10 protein-coding genes are annotated in these 19,201 nt (G+C 73.1%); 6 read left to right on the top strand and 4 right to left on the bottom strand.

Features of this window, described 5'->3' with window-relative positions; genetic code table 11:
* Positions 1-81 precede the first annotated feature (81 nt).
* Positions 82-1,479, bottom strand: coding sequence for an FAD-linked oxidase C-terminal domain-containing protein (locus tag AB0B35_RS23215; protein ID WP_361048811.1), 1,398 nt, complete (start codon positions 1,477-1,479; stop codon positions 82-84).
* A 314-nt stretch (positions 1,480-1,793) separates the two neighbouring features.
* Between AB0B35_RS23215 and AB0B35_RS23210 the strand changes: the two genes are divergently transcribed.
* The 6 genes from AB0B35_RS23210 to AB0B35_RS23185 all read left to right on the top strand — a co-directional run bounded on the left by AB0B35_RS23210 (position 1,794) and on the right by AB0B35_RS23185 (position 13,417).
* Entirely contained in the window at positions 1,794-2,684 is an 891-nt protein-coding gene (locus AB0B35_RS23210) for a universal stress protein (RefSeq protein ID WP_361048809.1), read from the top strand.
* A gap of 30 nt (positions 2,685-2,714) precedes the next feature.
* The gene (locus tag AB0B35_RS23205; RefSeq protein WP_361048807.1) at positions 2,715-4,076 is read left to right on the top strand and encodes an NAD(P)/FAD-dependent oxidoreductase; all 1,362 of its coding nucleotides are present in this window, start codon (positions 2,715-2,717) and stop codon (positions 4,074-4,076) included.
* 389 nt (positions 4,077-4,465) lie between these two features.
* Positions 4,466-6,886 carry a helix-turn-helix domain-containing protein gene (locus AB0B35_RS23200; protein WP_361048805.1) on the top strand — a complete coding sequence of 807 codons (2,421 nt, stop codon included), beginning with the start codon at positions 4,466-4,468 and terminating at the stop codon, positions 6,884-6,886.
* A gap of 209 nt (positions 6,887-7,095) precedes the next feature.
* On the top strand, positions 7,096-7,914 hold the full coding sequence (locus AB0B35_RS23195; protein ID WP_361048803.1) for an alpha/beta hydrolase: 819 nt from the start codon (positions 7,096-7,098) through the stop codon (positions 7,912-7,914).
* A 355-nt stretch (positions 7,915-8,269) separates the two neighbouring features.
* Complete coding sequence (locus tag AB0B35_RS23190) at positions 8,270-9,961, top strand: BTAD domain-containing putative transcriptional regulator (RefSeq protein ID WP_361048801.1); 1,692 nt, start codon at positions 8,270-8,272, stop codon at positions 9,959-9,961.
* Positions 9,962-10,087: 126 nt separating this feature from the next.
* Positions 10,088-13,417: a S8 family serine peptidase gene (locus AB0B35_RS23185; protein ID WP_361048799.1), complete on the top strand. Its 3,330-nt coding sequence runs from the start codon at positions 10,088-10,090 to the stop codon at positions 13,415-13,417.
* Positions 13,418-13,460: 43 nt separating this feature from the next.
* On the opposite strand, the gene AB0B35_RS23180 is transcribed toward AB0B35_RS23185, so the two are convergent.
* The 3 genes from AB0B35_RS23180 to tnpB all read right to left on the bottom strand — a co-directional run bounded on the left by AB0B35_RS23180 (position 13,461) and on the right by tnpB (position 18,990).
* The gene (locus AB0B35_RS23180) at positions 13,461-16,208 is read right to left on the bottom strand and encodes a BTAD domain-containing putative transcriptional regulator (protein ID WP_361048797.1); all 2,748 of its coding nucleotides are present in this window, start codon (positions 16,206-16,208) and stop codon (positions 13,461-13,463) included.
* A gap of 132 nt (positions 16,209-16,340) precedes the next feature.
* Positions 16,341-16,865: a sigma-70 family RNA polymerase sigma factor gene (locus tag AB0B35_RS23175; RefSeq protein ID WP_361048795.1), complete on the bottom strand. Its 525-nt coding sequence runs from the start codon at positions 16,863-16,865 to the stop codon at positions 16,341-16,343.
* Positions 16,866-17,484: 619 nt separating this feature from the next.
* Positions 17,485-18,990 (bottom strand): IS607 family element RNA-guided endonuclease TnpB, encoded by a 1,506-nt coding sequence (gene tnpB, locus AB0B35_RS23170; protein WP_361048793.1) that lies wholly within the window; start codon positions 18,988-18,990, stop codon positions 17,485-17,487.
* Positions 18,991-19,201: the final 211 nt, after the last annotated feature.

The raw sequence follows: 19,201 nt of genomic DNA, 5'->3' as shown, positions 1-19,201 counted from the left end.
CTATCCGGTGTGCTCAGGTATCCGTATTCCGCAGGACGGCGACGATCAGGTGAACGGATCGGCCGACAGCGACCGCCGGGGTCAGAAGACCGCCCCCGGGTTGAGGATTCCCGCCGGGTCGAGGCAGTCCTTGATGCGACGGTTGAGTTCCAGCGCATCCGGGCCGAGGTAGTCGGGCAGCCACGCCTTCTTGAGCCGGCCGACGCCGTGCTCGCCGGTGATCGTGCCGCCCAGAGCGATCGCCAGGTCCATGACCTCGCCGTAGGCGCGCTGGGCACGCGCCGCCTGGCCGGCGTCCATCGGGTCGAACACGATCAGCGGATGCGTGTTGCCGTCACCGGCGTGGGCGATGACGGCGATCAGGACATCGCGGGCCCGGGAGATCGCCTCGATGCCGCGTACCAGCGCACCGAGTGCGGGCACCGGCACGCCGACGTCCTCCAGCAGCAGCGAACCCTTCTTCTCCAGCGCCGGGATCGCCATGCGCCGAGCGACCGTGAACGCTTCACCGGTCTGCGGGTCGTCGGTGGTGAACACCTCGACGGCGTGACTCGCGCGGCAGAACTCGCCGATGTGCGCGATCTCCTGCGCCGCGTGCGCTCCGGCTTCGTCGGACTGGATGACGAGCATGGCTTCGGCGTCGCGGTCCAGACCCATCCTGGTCAGATCCTCGACGGCGTTGATCGACGTGCGGTCCATGAATTCCAGCATCGACGGGCGCAGGCCACGCGTGACGGCCACCACGGCGCCGGTGGCGTCGTCGAGCGACGCGAACGTGGCGACCAGGGTGGCCCGGGGCCGCTGGGCGGGCAGCAGGCGCAGCACGATCCGGGTGATGACGCCCAGCGTCCCCTCGCTGCCGACGAACAGCTTGGTCAGCGACAACCCGGCGACGTCCTTGATCCGGGGTCCGCCCAGTTCGACCGCGGTGCCGTCGGCGAGCACGACGGTGAGCCCGAGGACGTAGTCGCCGGTGACGCCGTACTTCACGCAGCACAGGCCGCCGGCGTTGGTGGCGACGTTGCCGCCGATCGAGCAGAACTCGTACGACGACGGGTCGGGCGGATACCACAGGCCGTGTTCGGCGGCGGCTGCCTTCACTTCGGCGTTGAGCAGGCCGGGCTCGACGACGGCGGTGCGCGACGACGGGTCCACCGTGATCGCGCGCATGCGCTCGGTCGAGACGACCAGGCACCCCGCCACGGCCGAGGCGCCGCCGGACAGGCCGGACCCGGCGCCGCGGGTCACCACGCCGACGCGGTGCGCCGTGGCGAACCGCATCACGGCCTGCACGTCGGCGGTGCAGGTGGCCCGCACGACCGCGAGCGGCACCCCGGCGAGCGGGTCGTTGGCGCGGTCCCACCGGTAGGCGTCCATGCTGTCCGGGTCGGTGATGACACAGTCGGCGGGCAGCGCGTCCACCAGGGGCGTTAGGTCGACGGAACCGGTCGTGCCGACGCCGCGAGAGGCTTCGTCCATCGGGCACCTCCCTGATGGCCGGGGCCGTCGCGAGCACGCCTCGCCGCCGCAGACCATGACCTTCGATCTCTGATCCTATCGGGCCGTGGCCGGTGGTTCACCGGTCCGAGGCCGCGACACCGAAGGGCCGGCCGTGCCGCGGCCGGCTTCTGGCTGTGCGCGGCCGACCTGGCCGGGTGACGCCGAGCACGCACTCGATTGCCACTGCCCGCGCACTCGGCGTCCGTAGCGTCGTCGGTGCACGAGGGCGGCGGCTGCTGCCGGTTCGGCCGGTATCGCGCTGCGTCGCCCGAGGACGAGCGAAGGAACATCCCATGACGATCAATGCCGGGGCCCCTGTCGTGGTGGGCGTGGACGGCTCGGCCGAAGGGCTGGCCGCGGTGCGCGTGGCGGCCCGGGAGGCGGCCCACCGGCGGCGTGCGCTGCGGATCGTGCACGCGTTCATCTGGCCGCTGATGCACGTGCCGGTCGGCCCCGCTCCCGGCGGCCCGGCCGACGGCGGGCTGCGCCACCAGGCCGAGCGGTACGTCGAGCAGGCGATGGCTGAAGCGGGCCAGGTCGCCCCCGAGGTGCCGGTCACCGGTGTGGTCGTCGACGGCGCGCCGACCCCGGTGATGGTGCACGAGTCGCGCGGGGCGGCCCTGCTGGTCCTCGGCAACCGCGGTCTGGGCGGCTTCGCCGAGCTGCTGATCGGCTCGGTCACCGTGCAGGTCACGGCCCGGGCGCTGTGCCCGGTGCTGGTGGTACGCGGTGAGCCCCGCGCCCGCGGGCCGGTCGTGGTCGGCGTCGACGGCTCGGAACTGTCGATCGAGGCGGTCGGGTTCGCGTTCGAGGAGGCCGCCAACCGCAGCGCCCCGCTGGTCGCCGTGCACGCGTGGCTGTTCGCCACGCCCGCGCTGCGCGACGGCTCGGTGCCCCGGGTGCACGACGTCGACGGGCTCGGTGAGGAACTGGACCGGGTGCTGCCCGAGGCGGTCGCCGGGTACGCCGAGAGCTTTCCGCAGGTGGCGGTCCAGCACCTGCTGGTGCGCGGCACCCCGGCGCACGTGCTGGCGGAGCAGTCGAAGACCGCCCAGCTGGTGGTCGTCGGCGCGCACGGCCGGGGAATGCTCGGCGGGCTGCTGCTCGGCTCGGTCAGCCACGCGGTGCTGCACCACGCGCATGCGCCGCTGGCCATCGTGCGGCACCGGTCCCGGCCGCACTGACCTGGTCGCGGGATGAGTGGAGGAGTCGGGATGGGCGAGCAGGCCGACGTCGTCGTGGTGGGTCTGGGGCCGGGTGGCGAGCACGTGGCCGGTGCGCTGGGCGAGGCGGGCCTGGACGTGGTGGGCGTCGAGGCGGAGCTGGTCGGCGGGGAGTGCCCGTACTGGGCGTGCGTACCCAGCAAGATCATGATCCGGGCGGGGAACTCGCTGGCCGAGGCCCGCCGGGCGGCGATCCTCGCCGGCACCGTCGAGGTGACCGCCGACTGGGGCCGCGTCGCCGACCGGATCCGCGAGGAGGCCACCGACGGCTGGAACGACCGGGCGGCGGCCGACCGGCTCACCGCCAAGGGCGTGCGGCTCGTCCGGGGAACGGGCCGCCTGACCGGCCCGCGCCGGGTCGCCGTCGGCGAGACGGTGTACGAGGCACGCCGCGGCGTGGTGCTGGCCACCGGCAGCCGGCCGCGGCTCCCCGCGGTCGACGGGCTCGCCGCGACGCCGTACTGGACCAACCGCGACGTCATGAAGGTCGAGAAGCTGCCGGCGTCGCTGCTGGTGCTGGGCGGGGGACCGGTCGGGGTGGAGATCGCCCAGGTGTTCGCGTGGTTCGGCTGCGCGGTCACCGTGATCGAGGGCGGTGAGCGGCTGCTGTCACGGGAGGAACCGGAGGCAGGTGAGCTGGCCGCGGCGGCGTTGCGGGCCGACGGGGTGTCGGTGCTCACCGGCGTCCGGGCCGAGCGGGTCGAGCACGACGGTGCCGGGTTCGCGGTGTGGTTGGCGGGTGAACTGGAGCCGCTGCGCGGGCAGCGGCTGCTCGTGGCGGCGGGCCGGGGCGTGGACCTGGCCGGGATCGGCGTCGGGGCGGTGGGGCTGGACGCGGCGGCGCGGTCGGTGCCGACGGACAGCCGGATGCGCGCCGGGGCGGGGCTGTGGGCGGTCGGCGACATCACGGGTGTCGGCGCGTTCACGCACATGGCGATGTACCAGGCGCAGATCGCGGTCGGCGACATCCTGGGCAGCCCGGGGCCGGCCGCCGACTACCGGGCGCTGCCCCGGGTCACCTTCACCGACCCGGAGATCGCCGCGGTCGGCCTGACCGAGCAGCAGGCCCGGGAGCAGGGTCTGCGGGTGCGGACCAGCCTGGTGCCGATCGACTCGTCGACCCGGGGCTGGATCCACGGGCCGGGCAACGACGGGTTCGTCAAGCTGGTCGCCGACGTCGACCGGGGTGTGCTGGTCGGGGCGACGTCGGCCGGCCCGGCGGGCGGCGAGGTGCTGTACGGGCTGGCTGTGGCCGTACACGCGCAGGTCCCCGTCACCAGCCTGCAGCACATGATCTACGCCTACCCGACCTTCCACCGGGCGGTGCTGCCCGCGCTGGAGGCCCTGCACTGACCTTGCTCCCTAAGCCCCAGCCTGGCGGCCCGCCGGCCGCGAGCGCGGTGAACGCCCTCCCCACCGTGCGCCCGGCGGCCACCAGGCTGGCTTTTCGGAAGCGCCCGCGGCAGTCGGCCCTCGTCGTCGACAGCGTGGTGCGGGATGCGACCTGCAACTCCGGAGCCATCGCCGGTCCGGTGCCTACTTGGGCGTTTTCGGCGTTCCGCTGAGCAGTGCAGACCGCCCGGACACCGGATCTGTGACAGCCCGCCGAAGATCTCACCGCGACCGGCCCTTCGCTGGGCATCGGCCGCCTGACCGGCCCACGATTGACCGCGACCGTGACCTGCCCGGCACACCGAAGCGATCTTCGGTGGGGGTGGGCGACGAGGCAATGGGGGCGTGTGATGACCGGCTGTGCGTTCGGCGAGCGGCTGCGGGAGATCCGGCAGTCGGCCGGGATGACCATCGAGGAGCTGTCCGCGGCGTCGGGTGTGAGCGGCCGGGCGATCAGCGACATGGAACGCGGACACAGCCGGGCCCCGCAGGAACGGACCCTCGCCGCGCTGACCGGCGCGCTGGGGCTCGCCGACCCCGACCGTGCCGGGCTGGTCGCGCTGGTGCGCGCGGAGCGGGCGGGCAGCCGGGTCGGCCGGCCGCGCACCGGCGAGCTGCCCCGCGGGATCGGCGACTTCGTGGGCCGCGAGCAGGAGCTGCGGGAGCTGCGCGGCCACGCCGCATCGGGCGGCGGCCGGACACCGGTGGCGCTCGTGCACGGCCAGCCGGGGCTGGGCAAGACGGCGCTGGCGATCCGTGCGGCCGAGCAGATGCGCGACCTGTTCCCCGACGGGCAGGTCTACCTCGACCTGCGCGGCACCGACCCCGAACCGATGGGGGCCGGTGAGGCGCTGCGGCGGCTGCTGCGTGCGCTAGGCGTCGAATCCCGCGGCATCGCCGAAGACGAGCAGGAGCGGGCCGGGCAGCTGCGCGCGATCACCCGTGAGCGACGCTGCCTGCTGGTGCTCGACAACGCGGCCGACGAGGGCCAGGTGCGGCCGCTGCTGCCCGGGGCGGGCGCCGGGATGGTGGTCGTGACGAGCCGCCGGCTGCTGGGCGGGCTGGCCGGGGTGCTGCGGATCGGCTTGACGCCGCTGACCCCGGCCGAGTCCGCGCAGCTGCTGCGGGCGGTTGCGGGCCGGGCCTTCGACCAGGCACCCGGGTACGAGCTGGGTGCGGTGACCCGGCTGTGCGGGCACCTGCCCCTGGCGCTGCGCATCGCCGGGACCCGGCTGGCCAGCCGTCCCGGGTGGACGATGGGCCACCTGGCCGGGCGGCTGGCCGACGCCGATCGGCGGCTGGCGAACCTGCAGGTCGGGGACCTGGGCGTGGCCGCGGCGTTCGCGTTGTCGTACGCCCAGCTGTCCGGCCCGGCGAAGGTGCTGTTCCGGCGGCTGGCCCACGTGCCGGGGGCGGACTTCGCCGCCGCGCACGCCGCGGTCCTGGCCGAGGTCGACACCGCCGACGCCGAGGACAGGCTGGACGAGCTCACCGAGCTGGGGCTGCTGCAGCACGAGGGCTGCGAGCGCTACCGGTTCCACGACCTGATCCGGCTCTACGCCGCCGACCGGCTGCGCTGCGAGGAGTCCGCGCAGGCCAGGGCGCGGACCGGGCGGCGGATGGTCGACTGGCTGCTGGACACGGCGGTCGCGGCCGGGCTGCGGTTCGCACCCGATGCCGGCGCGCGCGGCGGGCCGGGGCCGGACGACCGGCCCGGTCTGCCCGCGCCGGCTTCGCCGGAGCAGGCGCGTGCCTGGCTGCGCGCCGAGGCCGACAACTGGCTGCCCGCGCTGCGGTCGGCCGCCGCCGACGGCCGGCACCAGCAGGTCGCCGACGTCGGCGAGGCACTGCACTGGCACGCCGAACGGTGCGTCCACACGGGGCGGTGGCCGGAGGTGTTCGGGCTGTCGCGGGCGGCCGCGGCCCGGCTGCCCGACCGCAGGCAGGAGATCGCCCATCTGGCCTACCACGGCTGGGCGGTGTCGGTCTGCCAGCGCCGCCACACCTACGGCGTGGACCTGGCGATGCAGGCCTACCGGCTGGCCGAGGACCTCGGCGACACCAGGGAGCAGGCCGCGGCGATGCACCATGCCGCCCACGCGTGGCGGCTCGGCGCCGACGCCTGCCGGGCCGTGGCGGCGTACCGGCTCGCCCTGGACCTGGCCGGCACCGCCGGCGACCACGACGGGTACGTGCAGGTCCGGATGGGCCTGGCGCAGGCGCTGGTCGAGTTCGGCAGGCCGGCCGAGGCGATCGAGGAGTTCCGGGGCGTGCTGCGCGAACTCGACGCGCGTGCGCTCGATCCGGCGGCGGCGCGGATGGCCGCGATGACGGCCCGCGCGGCGCTGGCCCGGTGCCTGGGCGACGTGCGTCGCTGGCCGCAGTCGCTGGCCGAGGCGATGCGAGCGCTGCCGCTGGCCGGCGAGCACGGACCCCATTTCGCGGGCCGGGTCCACCTGACGCTGGGCCGGTCACACTCCGCGCTCGGGGCCACCGAGCAGGCGCGTGCGCACCTCACCCGTGCGATCGACCTGCTCGGCAGCCACGACTCCGGCCACGGCACGGCCGGGAGCCGGGCTCCGTCCTGCACGCGAGCGCTGTGCGAGGTGGAGATCCCGGTATGGGCCTGGCACCGGGGCATCGCACAGCACGCACACATCGGCGTCCACTGCGCCGAGCACCGCACCACGTCGATCGGTGTGGCGCAGGCCGCATTGGCGGCCCTCGACGGAAGAGGCAACGTACCCGCAGTTCAGGGGGCTTACGCCTGAGTGACGCGGGAGCGCGGGCCGGGACTCGTGAACGCACTCGGGTGCCACTGCTTCGGCACTGGGCCCGCCTAGCGTCGAAGCAGACAGGGACGACACGAATCGCGTCGCCCCAGGTGGCGGACCGGCCCGCGAACGGGCCCGCCGCGGCCGGACCAACCCGGACCACATCCGCTACCGCGGTGCGGTCCGACCTCAGGAAGGAAAGACACGTGTCACCGAGAAAGAAGTTCCTGGCTGTCGGTGTGGCCGCGGCGGCAGTGCTGGGCGTGGCGGGCGTCACCGCGATCGCCCCCAGCGCCGCGCAGGCCACCCACGACCGCGGTCCGAAGCCGACGGTCGTGCTGGTGCACGGCGCGTTCGCCGACTCGGGCGGCTGGAACGGCGTGACCCGCGAACTGCTCCGCGACGGCTACCCGGTCGTGGCCGCCCCGAACCCGCTGCGCGGTGTCGCCTCCGACGCCGCACAGCTCAAGGCCAAACTGGCGCAGATCGACGGCCCGATCGTCCTGGTCGGCCACTCCTACGGCGGCATGGTCATCTCGGCCGCGGCCACCGGCAACCCCAACGTCAAGGCGCTGGTCTACATCGCCGCGTTCACCCCGGACACCGGCGAGAGCGCCTTCACACTGGCGTCGAAGTTCGAGGGCAGCACCCTGCCGCAGACACTGCGGCCGGTCCCGCTGCCCGACGGCAACGTCGACCTGTACGTGGACCAGAAGATGTTCCGCCAGCAGTTCGCCGCCGACGTCCCGACCAAGGACGCCGCGCTCATGGCGGCGACGCAGCGCCCCGCCACCGCGGCGGCGCTCAACGAGGCGGCGGCGGGCGAGCCGGCCTGGCGCACCATCCCCAGCTACCACCTCATCGCCGAGGACGACAAGACCATCCCGGCGAAGCTGCAGCACTTCGGCGCCGAACGCGCCCACGGCGTCAAGCAGCGCGAGAAGGGCGCCTCGCACGCGGTGTTCGTGTCCCGGGCCGACGACACCGCCGACTTCATCGAGCGGGCGGCCCGCGAGACCGACTGACCTGAAAACAGCCGACCGCGCTGAGGGGGGCGGTGGGCAGCGGGTGGCGGGGGCCGGGGGGCTCACCTGCCAACCGTGTCGGGTGGTGGAAATCGGGGGATTCACCCGCCACCCGTGTCGCGGCCGCAGTGCGGGTCGTCCTCGTGGCATTCGAATGCCACCGGATCCGCACTGCGGCCGCCTTGGCGTGCGATGACGGCCGCCGGGCCGATCCCGCCGCGAACGGCGAACACGACCCCGGACGTGCACCACCCGATTCTGCGTAACTTCTGCCTGGTAGACGGCCAGATCCGCTGGTTGCATGGAGGGCCGAGCCGGTCCGTGCGAGACCGCGACCCGACAGCGAAGGCAGGCCATGACTGAGTCGACGACGGCGGTGCGCTTCACCATCCTGGGCCCGGTCGCGGCCCGGCGCGGCGGCGTCGAGCTCGAACTCGGCGGCCGCCAGCAGCGGCTCGTGCTCGCCCTGCTGCTCGCCCACGCCGGATCGGTCGTCAGTCTCACCGAACTCGTCGACACGATCTGGCACCAGGACCCGCCGGCCAGCGCGGTCAACGTCGTCCACCGCTACATCGGCACCCTGCGCCGGCTCATCGAACCCGACCTGCCGGTACGCGCCGTCGGCAGCCACCTCATCCGCCACGCCGCCGGCTACCGGCTGAAGGTCGACGAGCAGTCCCTCGACCTGCTGCGGTTGCGCCGCCTCGTCGCCCAGGCCCGGCAGGCGAGCGAACCCGCCGCGGCGGCACGCCTGTTCGCCGAGGCGCTGACGCTGCGGCGCGGCCCCTGCGGGATCGGCCTGGACACCGACGCGCGCAGGCCCGCGGTGTTCGCCGCGATCGACGCCGAGTGCGCCCACGCCGTACGCGACGCCGCCGACACCGCCCTGCGCTGCGGGCAGCCGCGCCTGGTCATCCCGGCCCTGCGCCAGGCGGCCGCGCTGCACCCGCTCGACGAGGCGCTGCAGGCCCGGCTCATGCTCGCGCTCGCCGCCGACGGCAGGCAGGCCGAGGCGATGGAGACGTTCCAGGACGTGCGCCGGTGGCTGTGCGACCAGCTCGGCATCGACCCCGGCCCCGAGCTGCTGGACGCCTACGACCGGCTGCTGCACCAGCGCATCACGCCGGGTCCGGAGCGCGGCTCGTCACCCGACCCCGTCGGTCCGTTCGGCCTGGCCGACGACGGCGAGCACGCCGCTGCCGTGTCATCGCCCCCGGACCCGGCTCACCTGTGGCCGGTGCCGCCGATCCCGGCGCAACTGCCACCGGACCACCCGTTCTTCGTCGGCCGTGCCGGTGTCCTCGCCCGTGCGCAGGAGCTGCTCGACCAGGACCGCCGCAACGGGCGCGCCATGGCGCTGGCCGTCGACGGGACCGCAGGCATCGGCAAGACCACGCTGGCGATCCATCTCGGACACCGCCTCGCCGCCGCGTACCCCGACGGGCAGCTGTACGCCGACCTGCGCGGATCGGCCGCAGACGGGCGCGCGATGAGCCCCGCCGAGGCGCTGCGCGGATTCCTCAGCTCACTCGGCGTCGCCCGGCAGCACCTGCCCGCCGAGCTGCACGCGCTGGCCGGGCTGTACCGCAGCATCCTCGCCGGGCGGCGGATCCTCGTCGTGCTGGACAACGGCCGCGACTTCGAACACGTACGGCACCTGCTGCCCGGCACACCCGGCTGCCTGGCCGTCGTGACCAGCCGCCACCCGCTCGCCGGGCTGCTCGCCGCCGGCCGCGCCCATCCGCTGCCGCTGGACCTGCCATCACCCGACGAGGCCCGCCAGTACCTGATCCGGCGGCTCGGGCCCGAGCGGATCCGCGCCGAACGGGCCGCGGTCGACGAGATCGTCGCCGGCAGCGGGCGCCTGCCGCTGAGCCTCGCCGTGCTGGCCGCCAGGGCCGCGAGCCGCCCCGACACGCCCTTGTCGCAGTTGGCCGCGCCACCGGCGACGCCGGTTCCCGCAGGACCTGTCGCACGATCGCGCACGTGCCGGGCGGTGCGCCGCGGACCGGCCGTTCACAACATGCCGTTCGCGCGCTGGGAGTGACCCGACCACCTCCATCGTGGGCAGAGCGCGGCAGCGGATGTGATCCAGGTCACTTATCCGAACTTTCGTTCGCCGGACACGTCTGGATCACCACCCGGATACCTCTCGCGATGGTCTAGGAGAACGATGCCGTCAGTTCGCAAGTTATCGGCGCTGGCACTGCTGGTGCTGGGCGTCTCGGCGGTGGCCCCGGGTGGGTCACCGGCCGCGGCCCAGCCCCAGTCGCCGCAGCCGACGACCACACCCCAGGTCGCGTCCAAGCCCCGAACGGTCACTCTGCTCACCGGCGACACCGTTCACGTCAGCAAGGTGGACGGCCAGACCGCCGTCAGCGTGGTGCCGGGCAAGGGCCGGGAAAAGATCCCGTTCCTGACCCACAGCGCCGGTGACGACGTGCGGGTCATCCCCGCCGACGCCGTCGGCCTGCTCAACCGGGGCAAGCTCGACGAGCGCCTGTTCGACGTCTCGGCGCTGATCGGCTTCGGCTACGACGACACCCGTGCCACCCTGCCCCTGCTCATCGAGCACAGCGGCACCGCCGCCGGGCTCACCGGCGGCCGGACCACCCGCGAACTCGACGGGATCAGCGCCGTCGCGCAGAACCGCGCCGACGCGGTGTCGTTCTGGAACGGCCTCACCGCCGAGGCCGGCGCCGAGCGGCGGCTGCGGGCCGGATACGACAAGATCTGGCTCGACGGTCTGCGCAAGCCGACCCTGGACGTCAGCGTCCCGCTGACCGGCGCCCCGACGGCCTGGCAGGCCGGGCTGACCGGTGCGGGCGTGAAGGTCGGCGTCATCGACACCGGCGTCGACCAGACCCACCCCGACCTGGCCGGCCGGGTCGCCGCGGCGGAGAACTTCACCGCCGAGCCCGACGCCCTCGACCTCGTCGGGCACGGCACCCACGTCGCGTCCACCATCGCCGGCACCGGTGCCGCGTCCGAGGGCCGCTTCAAGGGCATGGCGCCCGGCGCGAGCCTGTACAGCGCCAAGGTCTGCACCATCGACGGCTGCCCCGAGTCGGCGATCCTGGCCGGCATGACCTGGGCCGCCCAGCAGGGCGTCAAGGTCGCCAACATGAGCCTCGGCGGCCCCGACAGCGCGGCGACCGACCCGATCGAGGCGGCCGTGGCCGACCTCACCCACCAGTACGGCATCCTGTTCGTCGTCGCCGCCGGCAACTCCGGCCTGGGCGGGGAGTCCACCGTCAACTCGCCCGGCAGCGTGTCCGAGGCGCTGACCGTCGGCGCGGTGAGCAAGACCGGCGAGCTGGCCGAGTTCTCCAGCCGCGGCCCGCGCGCCAACGACGCCGGCATCAAGCCGGACCTCACCGCGCCCGGCGTCGGCATCCTCGCCGCCCGCAGCGCGACCTCCGACCTGTACCCGAACGACGAGAACCCGCAGTACGCCAGCCTGTCCGGCACCTCGATGGCCACCCCGCACGTGGCCGGCGCGGCGGCGATGCTGATCCAGCAGCACCCCGACTGGACCCCGGAGCGGATCAAGTCGACGCTGATGGCCTCCGCCCAGCCCAGTGCCACGATCGGCGTGTACGAGCAGGGCGCGGGCTTCCTCGACATGGCACGGGCGATCGGGCAGACCGTCACGGCCGGCCCGGTCAGCGTCGCCTTCGAGCGCACCGCCGCCGCGCAGACCCGCACCATCACGTACACCAACAGCGGGAACGCGGCCCTGACCCTGGCCCTGTCGCTGGACGCCAAGGACGCCGACGGCGCGCCCGCGCCGGCGGGCCTGTTCAGCCTCAGCGCCTCCTCGGTGACCGTCCCGGCCGGCGGCACCGCCACCGTGGACGTCACCGTGCAGGCCGCGACCGGCCTTTCCGACCGCTACTTCGGCGGCGAGGTCACCGCCACCGGCGGCGGCGCGCAGGTGCAGACCCCGGTCGCGCTCGACGTCGTACGCAGCAAGCTGTCGCTCAAGCTCGTCGGCCCCGACGGCGGCGCGCCCAAGGCCGAGCAGGGCTGGGTGACCGTCCTGATGGACCTGGACCGGCAGGTCCTGCTGGTGCTGGACGACCCGTCGGCCACCACGCACCGGGTCCGCGCGGGCCGCTACCTGGTCCAGACCTACCTGGTCACCGGCGACCCCGGCGAGCCCGACATCACCACCATGGTGCGCCCGACCCTCGACCTGACCAGGGACCAGGCGCTCACCGTCGACACCCGGCAGGCCAAGCCGATCGCGGTGTCGGTGCCGAACACGAAGGCGACCCTGGTGCACCCGGAGTCCGGGTGGACGATCCGCACCGAGCAGCCGCAGATCTGGGGCAGCAACGACCCGTTCGGCGTGCTCATGAACGTCGGCTTCCAGCACGTGCGCACCGCGCCGATCGGCACGGGCAAGACCCCCGGGTTCGTGTCCTACGTGCACGGCATCTGGGGCCAGGTCGACCCCGACGGCGGCCTGCACAACAGCCCGTACGTCTACCGCGTCTACCTGTACGAGCCGCAGAAGATGATGGCCGGCCTGAACCGCAGGCTGCGTGCGAGCGACTTCGCCAAGGTCCGGTCCCAGATCGGCGCGGACGTGGCCGGCGTGCCGGTCGGGCGCAACGCGGTCGCGCACGCGCCGGGCAACTCCCCGGTGTACCGCGACGACCGCAACGTCCAGCCGACCTTCACCTACGACGTGCCCAGCACCGTCACCGAGTACTACAACCAGGACAAGCAGGCGCAGTGGCAGTCGACCTCGGCGCAGTTCCGCTACACCTACTACCAGTCGGACTGGACCAGCTTCAAGCCCGGCCGCACGTACACGGTGAAGTGGGCCAACGCGGTCGCCGGGCCGGTGTTCCCGCAGCCGAACTTCGGCCAGCAGTACGCCACCCGCTACTGGGGCGACAACATCGGCGGGCCGGGGCCGCTGCACGGCGACGGCGCCGGGCACATGGGCTTCCGGCACGTGCGCGGCGGCAGCGCGCAGGTCAACCTCTACCGCGACGGCGTCGAGATCGGCACCGCCAGCGAGGTCCCCTACGTGTGGCAGGTGCCCGCCGAGACCGGTGACTACCGGCTGGCCGCGACGTTCCACAGCGACCCGGCGTTCACCCTGTCGACCGTGGTCGAGGCGGAGTGGACGTTCAAGTCCGGGCACGTGGCCGACGGCGAACTCGTCAAGCTGCCGCTGACCGCGATCCGATACACCCCGGCCCTGGACGTCGACAACAAGGCGCCGGCCGGCCGGCTGTTCGCGATCCCGATCTCGCTCGACCGGCAGGTCGGCGCGGCACCGGGCCGGACCAGGTCCCTGACGGTCGAGGCGTCCTTCGACGACGGCAAGACCTGGCAGAAGCTGCCCGTCATGCGGTTCGGTGAGCAGGCCACGGCCTGGATCTGCCACCCGAAGGGCACCGGTTTCGTGTCGCTGCGCTCCGCGGCGACCGACAGCAGCGGCAACACGGTCAAGCAGACCGTCATCCGCGCCTACCGGTACTGAGAAACCGATCCGGACGCGGCGCCGTGCCAGCGCCGCGTCCGGGTCACCGGGCCAACCGGTCGCGGATGCGCCGGGCCACCGGCGAGTCCGTCCCGTCGAGTTCGGCCAGCGCCTCCCGCCACGTCCGCCGGGCCAGCGCCGCCTCGCCGTTGCCGGCGTGCACGTCACCGACGGCGACCAGCACCTGCGCGGTGTGGTGCGCGGCCCCGGCGCCCCGGAACGTGTCGACCGCCTGCTCCCAGATCGCCATCGCGTGCGGCAGGTCGTCGATCATCGAGTACGTGTGCGCCATCCACGCCTGCGTCGTGCCCACCCCGTGCAGGTCACCGAGCACCTCGAACTGCCGCTGCGCCTGCGCGAACATGCCCAGCGCCTGCGCGTGCCGGCCCAGCCAGCCCTGCGCCCGCGCGATCGCCAGCAGCGCCGTCGTCGCACCCCGCACGTTGCCCTCGGCCCGGAACAGCTCCCGCGCCGCCTCGGCATGGCGGACCGCCTCGGCGTAACGCCGCTGCTCCAACCGGATCTCGGCGATGTTGTTCTCCACATGACCCTGCTCGGCATGCAGACCCAGCCGGTCGAAGATCTCCCTGGCCTGCTCCAGGTGCGACAACCCGCCGTCCAGATCGGCCAGGAAGTAGCACGCCCCGGCCAGGCTGCGGTGCAGCAGCGCCCGCGCGGCCGGATCGTCGCCGGCCGCGGCCAGGCCCGCGCCGGCCACCGCCGTCCACTGCTTGAACTGGGCGGTGTCCTGGAAGAAGTTCTGCATCGCCAGCGCGATCTGCCACGCCGCACGGGGCCGGCCACGCCGCGCGGCCTGCGCGACGACCTCCGTCAGCACCCGCTGCTCCGCGGCGAACCACGCCATCGCGTCGGCCCGGCCGGTGAAACCACGGCCGGTGACCCCATGCGCGGACGGCTCCGGCTCCGGCAACGGCACCTGCGGCAGCAACAGCAGCTGCGCCGCGTACGCGCTGAGCTGGTAATGGTCATACAGCCGCGCCACCGCGGCGGCCCGCTCGGCCGCGCTGTCGTGCTCCTCGCCGAGCTCGGCGGCGTACGCGCGCAGCAGATCGTGCATCCGCCACCGGCCCTCACCCGGCTCGACCAGCAACTGCGCCCCCAACTCGGCGAGCAGCCCCCGCGCCGCCCGCAGCGGCAAACCGCCCAGCGCCGCCGCCGCCTCCGAGCTCAGCCCACCGGCCGGGTGCAGCGGCAGCAGCCGGAACAGCCGCGCCGCCGCGGGCGTCAACGCCCGGTACGACCACGAGAAGATCGCCTCCAGGTCGGCGTGCGCGTCACCGAACCCCGACAGCCGGCCGTCGGCCTCGGCCAGCTCACCCAGCACCGCCGGCAGGCTCAGCCCCGGCCGGCCCACGCTGCGGGTCGCGACCAGCGCCAGCGCCAGCGGCAGCCGCCCGCACCGCACGATGATCTCGCCGACGGCGGCGGGATCGGCGGCCACCGCGTCACCCAGCCGCCGGGCCAGCAACTCCCGCGCCTCGTCGTCGCTGAGCACATCCAGGTGCAGCGCGAACGCACCCGCCGCACCGGCCGCGCCCGCGATCCGTCGGCGACTCGTCGCGATCACCAGACTGCCGCCGGTGCCCGGCAGCAGATGCCGGATCTGATCCCAGTCACGGCAGTTGTCGAGCAGGATCAGCATCCGGCGCTCGGCCAGGATGCTGCGGTACAGCCCCGCCTGGGCGTGCAGCTCGTCCGGGATCTCCGCCGGGGCCACCCCCAGCGACCACAGGAAACCGCGCAGCGCCTCCGCCGGGGTCATCACCGACTCGCCCGAGTCGAACCCGCGCAGGTCCGCATGCAACTGGCCGTCCGGGTAGCGGGCGGCCAGCCGGTGCGACAGGTGCACCGACAGGGTGGTCTTGCCGACCCCCGGCATTCCGTCGACGACCAGCGCCGTGGTCCGCTGCCCACCGGCCAGCAACTCCTCCACGGCGGCGATCGCCTCGCGCCGGCCGGTGAAGTACGGATGGTCGGCCGGCAACTGCGCCGGCGGCTCGGCCCGGCCCGGCACCGCGACGTCCTGGTCGAGCAGCCCGTCGCGAGCCGCGCGCAACTCCGCCCCCGGCTGGATGCCCAGCTCGTCGGCGAGCCGGTGCTCGATGCCGGTGTACGCCGCCAGGGCCTCGGCCCGCCGCCCGTCAGCGGCCAGCGCGAGCAGCAGCCGCGCCTGCAGCGCCTCGTCCAGCGGCTCGTACTCGGCGGCCAGCCGGATCGCCGGCAGCACCACGTGCACGCACCCGGCCCGCAACGCCGCGTCGGTCGCCGCCCGCACCGCCGCGAAACGCTCGCCGTCGACGGCGACGAACTCCGGGTGAGCCCGGCCGTCGGTGTGCAGGCCCGAGGCGCACCGGTCGCGCCACAGCGCGAGCGCCTGCCGGTACAGCTCGACGGCCGCCTCGCCGGAGATGCCCGCCGCCTCGGCGACCAGACGCCGGAAACGCAGCAGGTCCAGCGACTGCTCGTCGACCAGCAGCCGGTACTGCGCGCCGTCGCGGACCAGCACCGACCCGGTCGCGCGTGCGGGCAGGTCCGGTTCGAAGGCCCGCCGGAGCACCCCGACGTGGCGGTGCACCACGTTGACGGCGCTCGGTGGGGGATCGGATTCCCAGAGCAGGTCGACGAACTCGGCGACGCTGACCGCGTCACCGGCACGGGCCAGCAGCAGCGCCAGGATCAGCCGTTGCTGCCTGGTGCCGAGGTCTATCTCGGAGCTGCCGCGCCAGGCACGCACCGGGCCGAGGACAGCGAAGGTGAGCGGGCCGGTCATGGCGGTGCGATCCGGTCGGCGCTGGTTGTCACGATCTCCGTAGCGTGGCAGGGCTCCCACCATGGCCTGTACCGGCCTCGCGGCGGTGTGATCTTGGCCGGCCGCCGGAACCGCGGCCCTGCCGGGTGCGTCTCAGGCGGCCTTGAGCCCGCTGCGCAGGGCGCACAGCGCATGGTGGGTCCGCGACTTCACCGTGCCGACCGGCATGCCCAACCGCCCCGCGACCTCCTTCGGCGACCGCCCGACCAGGTAGACCTCGCACAGCAGGCTGCGCTGCGCCGGACTCAGCAGGCCGAGCGCCTGCCGCATCGCGTGTGACGCCAGCGCCGTGCCGGTGGTGTCGTCATCGGCCGGAATCCAGGTCATGTCAACCAGGTGGACCTCCGCTGGGCGGTTGAGCCGCAGCCGCGCGCCGTCGATGACCAGCCGCCGAGCGACCGTGAGTAGCCACCGCCGGGCGGCGTCGGCCTCGACCGGCACCGAGTCCAGATGCCGCCACGCCCGCAGCATCGTTTCCTGGAGCAGATCCTCAGCAGTCTGCCTCTTGCCGTGGGTCAGCACTAAAAGCAACCGCAGCACGGCACGGGAATGGTCCGCATGCAGTGCGGTCATGCGCTCGGCCTGGGCGGCGGCGGAAACGTCAGGTGCCAGCAGCACGGTGTTCCCCCATGGGCAGACGCGACAGGTGAGTCAGGCATGAGCCTAGGGACGGTCGATGCGGTTGGACTGACGTACAAGTGCGGATTCAGTGCCGTCACCCTGGGCAATCGCTCACGGATGCGGCGTAACCCGGCGCGAGCTGCGCCAGCCCTCGAGCGGTCGGCGCAGTTGCCACCTGACGGCCATGTGGAACTGCAGGCTGCGGAGCCGTGCGTCAGCCCGCTCGGCAGGGCTGTATAGCTGCTCGCCAATTTCAGGCCGGCAGCAGCGCGTGGGCGCGGTACCAGCACGGTAGGTCCTTGCTGACCAGGCGGGCGCGGCTAAACTCGCCGAGCAGCGCCTGCCCGCTGCGCGCGAGACACCGGCCAGGGCCGCAGCCCCGGCGAACGAGGTATCGAGGTCTGGATGGAACGGCAGTAGCCGGAACAGCCCGGCGGCCGGATGGCGGCCGGCTACGGCCATGATGTCGCGTCGGCGGGCCGCGGATGGCCGCGTGTCAGTACGAACTGGAGCCGCAGCATGGCCACGGCGTGGTCCGCGTGCAACGTGGTCATGCGCTCGGTTGGGGCGGGGTTCGGCCGGTCGGTTGGGGTGTGCCAGCAGCACGGCAATTCCGTTACTGATTCCACAGTCGGACATCAGCAATCCCGACCTTTCGGTCGGTAAAGTTCTTGCCATCACCGGAGCGTGACCGCTCCGGTTCGGCGAAGATCCCCGTTTCTGTCCGCTGGTGCGGGATTGCGCCACCTGCCCGCCCACCCGGCCGCTTGCGCGGTCGGGTGGTGGCGCGGGTCTGACGGTCGGCTCCACGGGGGTTCGACGCTTTCGCGTCCTGGTCTCCGGCCACTCCGGTACCAGCTACTACAGCCGCCGCGAGGGCGGCGAGATTACGGGCCGCATTCGCGTCACGGTTCATCACCAGGGGGCACTGTTCGCAGGCGAACACCCGGACGTGCAGCGGCAGCTTGTCTTTCACCACACCGCACTCCGAGCAGGTCTTCGAGGACGGGTACCAGCGGTCGGCCTTGACGGTCACACCGCCGGCCCATTCGCCTTTGTATTCAATCTGGCGTCTGATCTGCCCGAACCCGGCGTCGGCGATCTTCCGGGCCAGGCGCCGGTTGGCCAGCATCCCGGCGACGTTGAGGTTCTCGACCACCACCGTCGCGTACTCGGCCCGGATCTCGGTGGTGAGTTTGTGCAGGGCATCGGCGCGTAGGTTCGCGATCCGGTGATGGACCCGGTTGCGTTCGGCATTGGCTTTGAGCCACCGCCGTGACGCGGTGCGCCCGGTGCGCCGGTCCGGTCCCTCACGGCGCGATACCCGCCGCGACAGCCGACGCAGCTTCGCCAGGGCGTTGTCGTAGTGCCCGGGGTTCGGCACATACCTGATCTTTCCGGTGCTGTCGGCCAGCACCGCCAGATGCTTGACTCCGAGATCGACCCCGACCACCGTGTCCGGTTGCCGGGACGGGGGGCGCGCGTCGCGGATGACCTCGACCTGGAACGAGACGAACCACCGACCGCGCGTGAGACTCACCGTCGCGGACAGGATCCGGGCGGTACCGGCGGTGAGACGGCGCTGGAGTTTGCGGGTGTTCTCGTGGGTGCGGATCGCGCCCAGTCGGGGCAACGTCACATGCCGCCGGTCGGCCTCGACCCGGATCGTGCCGGTCGTGAACCGGCACGACAACCTTGCCCCACGCTTCGACTTACGCCGGGGCCTGCCCACTTGGCGGCCCGCACGCGCACCCTGCTTGGACTTGGTGTAGTTGTCGAACGCTGCCGCCGCGTTGGCCAGCCCGGTGCTGTAAGCCTCCTTGGAATTGTCGGCCCACCAGCCGGCGAAACGAGCATCAGTGTGCTTGACCTCGTTGAAAGCCTTCCGCAGCGAAGGCAGCGACATCGGCCGCCATGGCGTCAACTGCTCCTCGGCGACGCCGTAGGACTGCTCAGCCCTGCGCTGCCACCACGTCGCCGTCACCCACGACACCGCCCAGTTGTAGGCAGCCCGTGCCGCACCACAATGCGACCGCAACCCCTGCTCCTGACCCACATTCGGGTCAAGAGCAAACCGGTACGCCTGCATCACGAAACCAGCCCGCGCCTCGAACTTTTTCACGCCCGGCTGCTCCCACCGGCAGGACGTGACCAGACGACCTTACGGTCGGCGGGCAGCAGGCGAAACAACACACGGTCACCATACATGACCATGTATCACCATGTTGCCGAGAGAATTGGGAACTGCGGCCAACCCCCAAAGACAGGTGGAACGGATGAGTGCGTCACGAGCCTAGGGCGGTCGATGTGATCTGACTGACGCAGAGAGCCGA

Origin of the sequence: Catellatospora sp. NPDC049133, assembly GCF_040648455.1 — a bacterium.
GTDB lineage: Bacteria > Actinomycetota > Actinomycetes > Mycobacteriales > Micromonosporaceae > Catellatospora > Catellatospora aurea.
The sequence above is the reverse complement of the archived record's forward strand: the minus strand, read 5'-3'. Positions and strand labels throughout refer to the sequence as shown.

Coding starts and splice junctions, on each gene's coding strand:
- AB0B35_RS23215 (WP_361048811.1), bottom strand. CDS start 1,479: ATGGACGAAGCCTCTCGCGGCGTCGGCACGACCGGTTCCGTCGACCTA.
- AB0B35_RS23185 (WP_361048799.1), top strand. CDS start 10,088: ATGCCGTCAGTTCGCAAGTTATCGGCGCTGGCACTGCTGGTGCTGGGC.
- AB0B35_RS23200 (WP_361048805.1), top strand. CDS start 4,466: ATGACCGGCTGTGCGTTCGGCGAGCGGCTGCGGGAGATCCGGCAGTCG.
- AB0B35_RS23190 (WP_361048801.1), top strand. CDS start 8,270: ATGACTGAGTCGACGACGGCGGTGCGCTTCACCATCCTGGGCCCGGTC.
- AB0B35_RS23205 (WP_361048807.1), top strand. CDS start 2,715: ATGGGCGAGCAGGCCGACGTCGTCGTGGTGGGTCTGGGGCCGGGTGGC.
- AB0B35_RS23180 (WP_361048797.1), bottom strand. CDS start 16,208: ATGACCGGCCCGCTCACCTTCGCTGTCCTCGGCCCGGTGCGTGCCTGG.
- AB0B35_RS23210 (WP_361048809.1), top strand. CDS start 1,794: ATGACGATCAATGCCGGGGCCCCTGTCGTGGTGGGCGTGGACGGCTCG.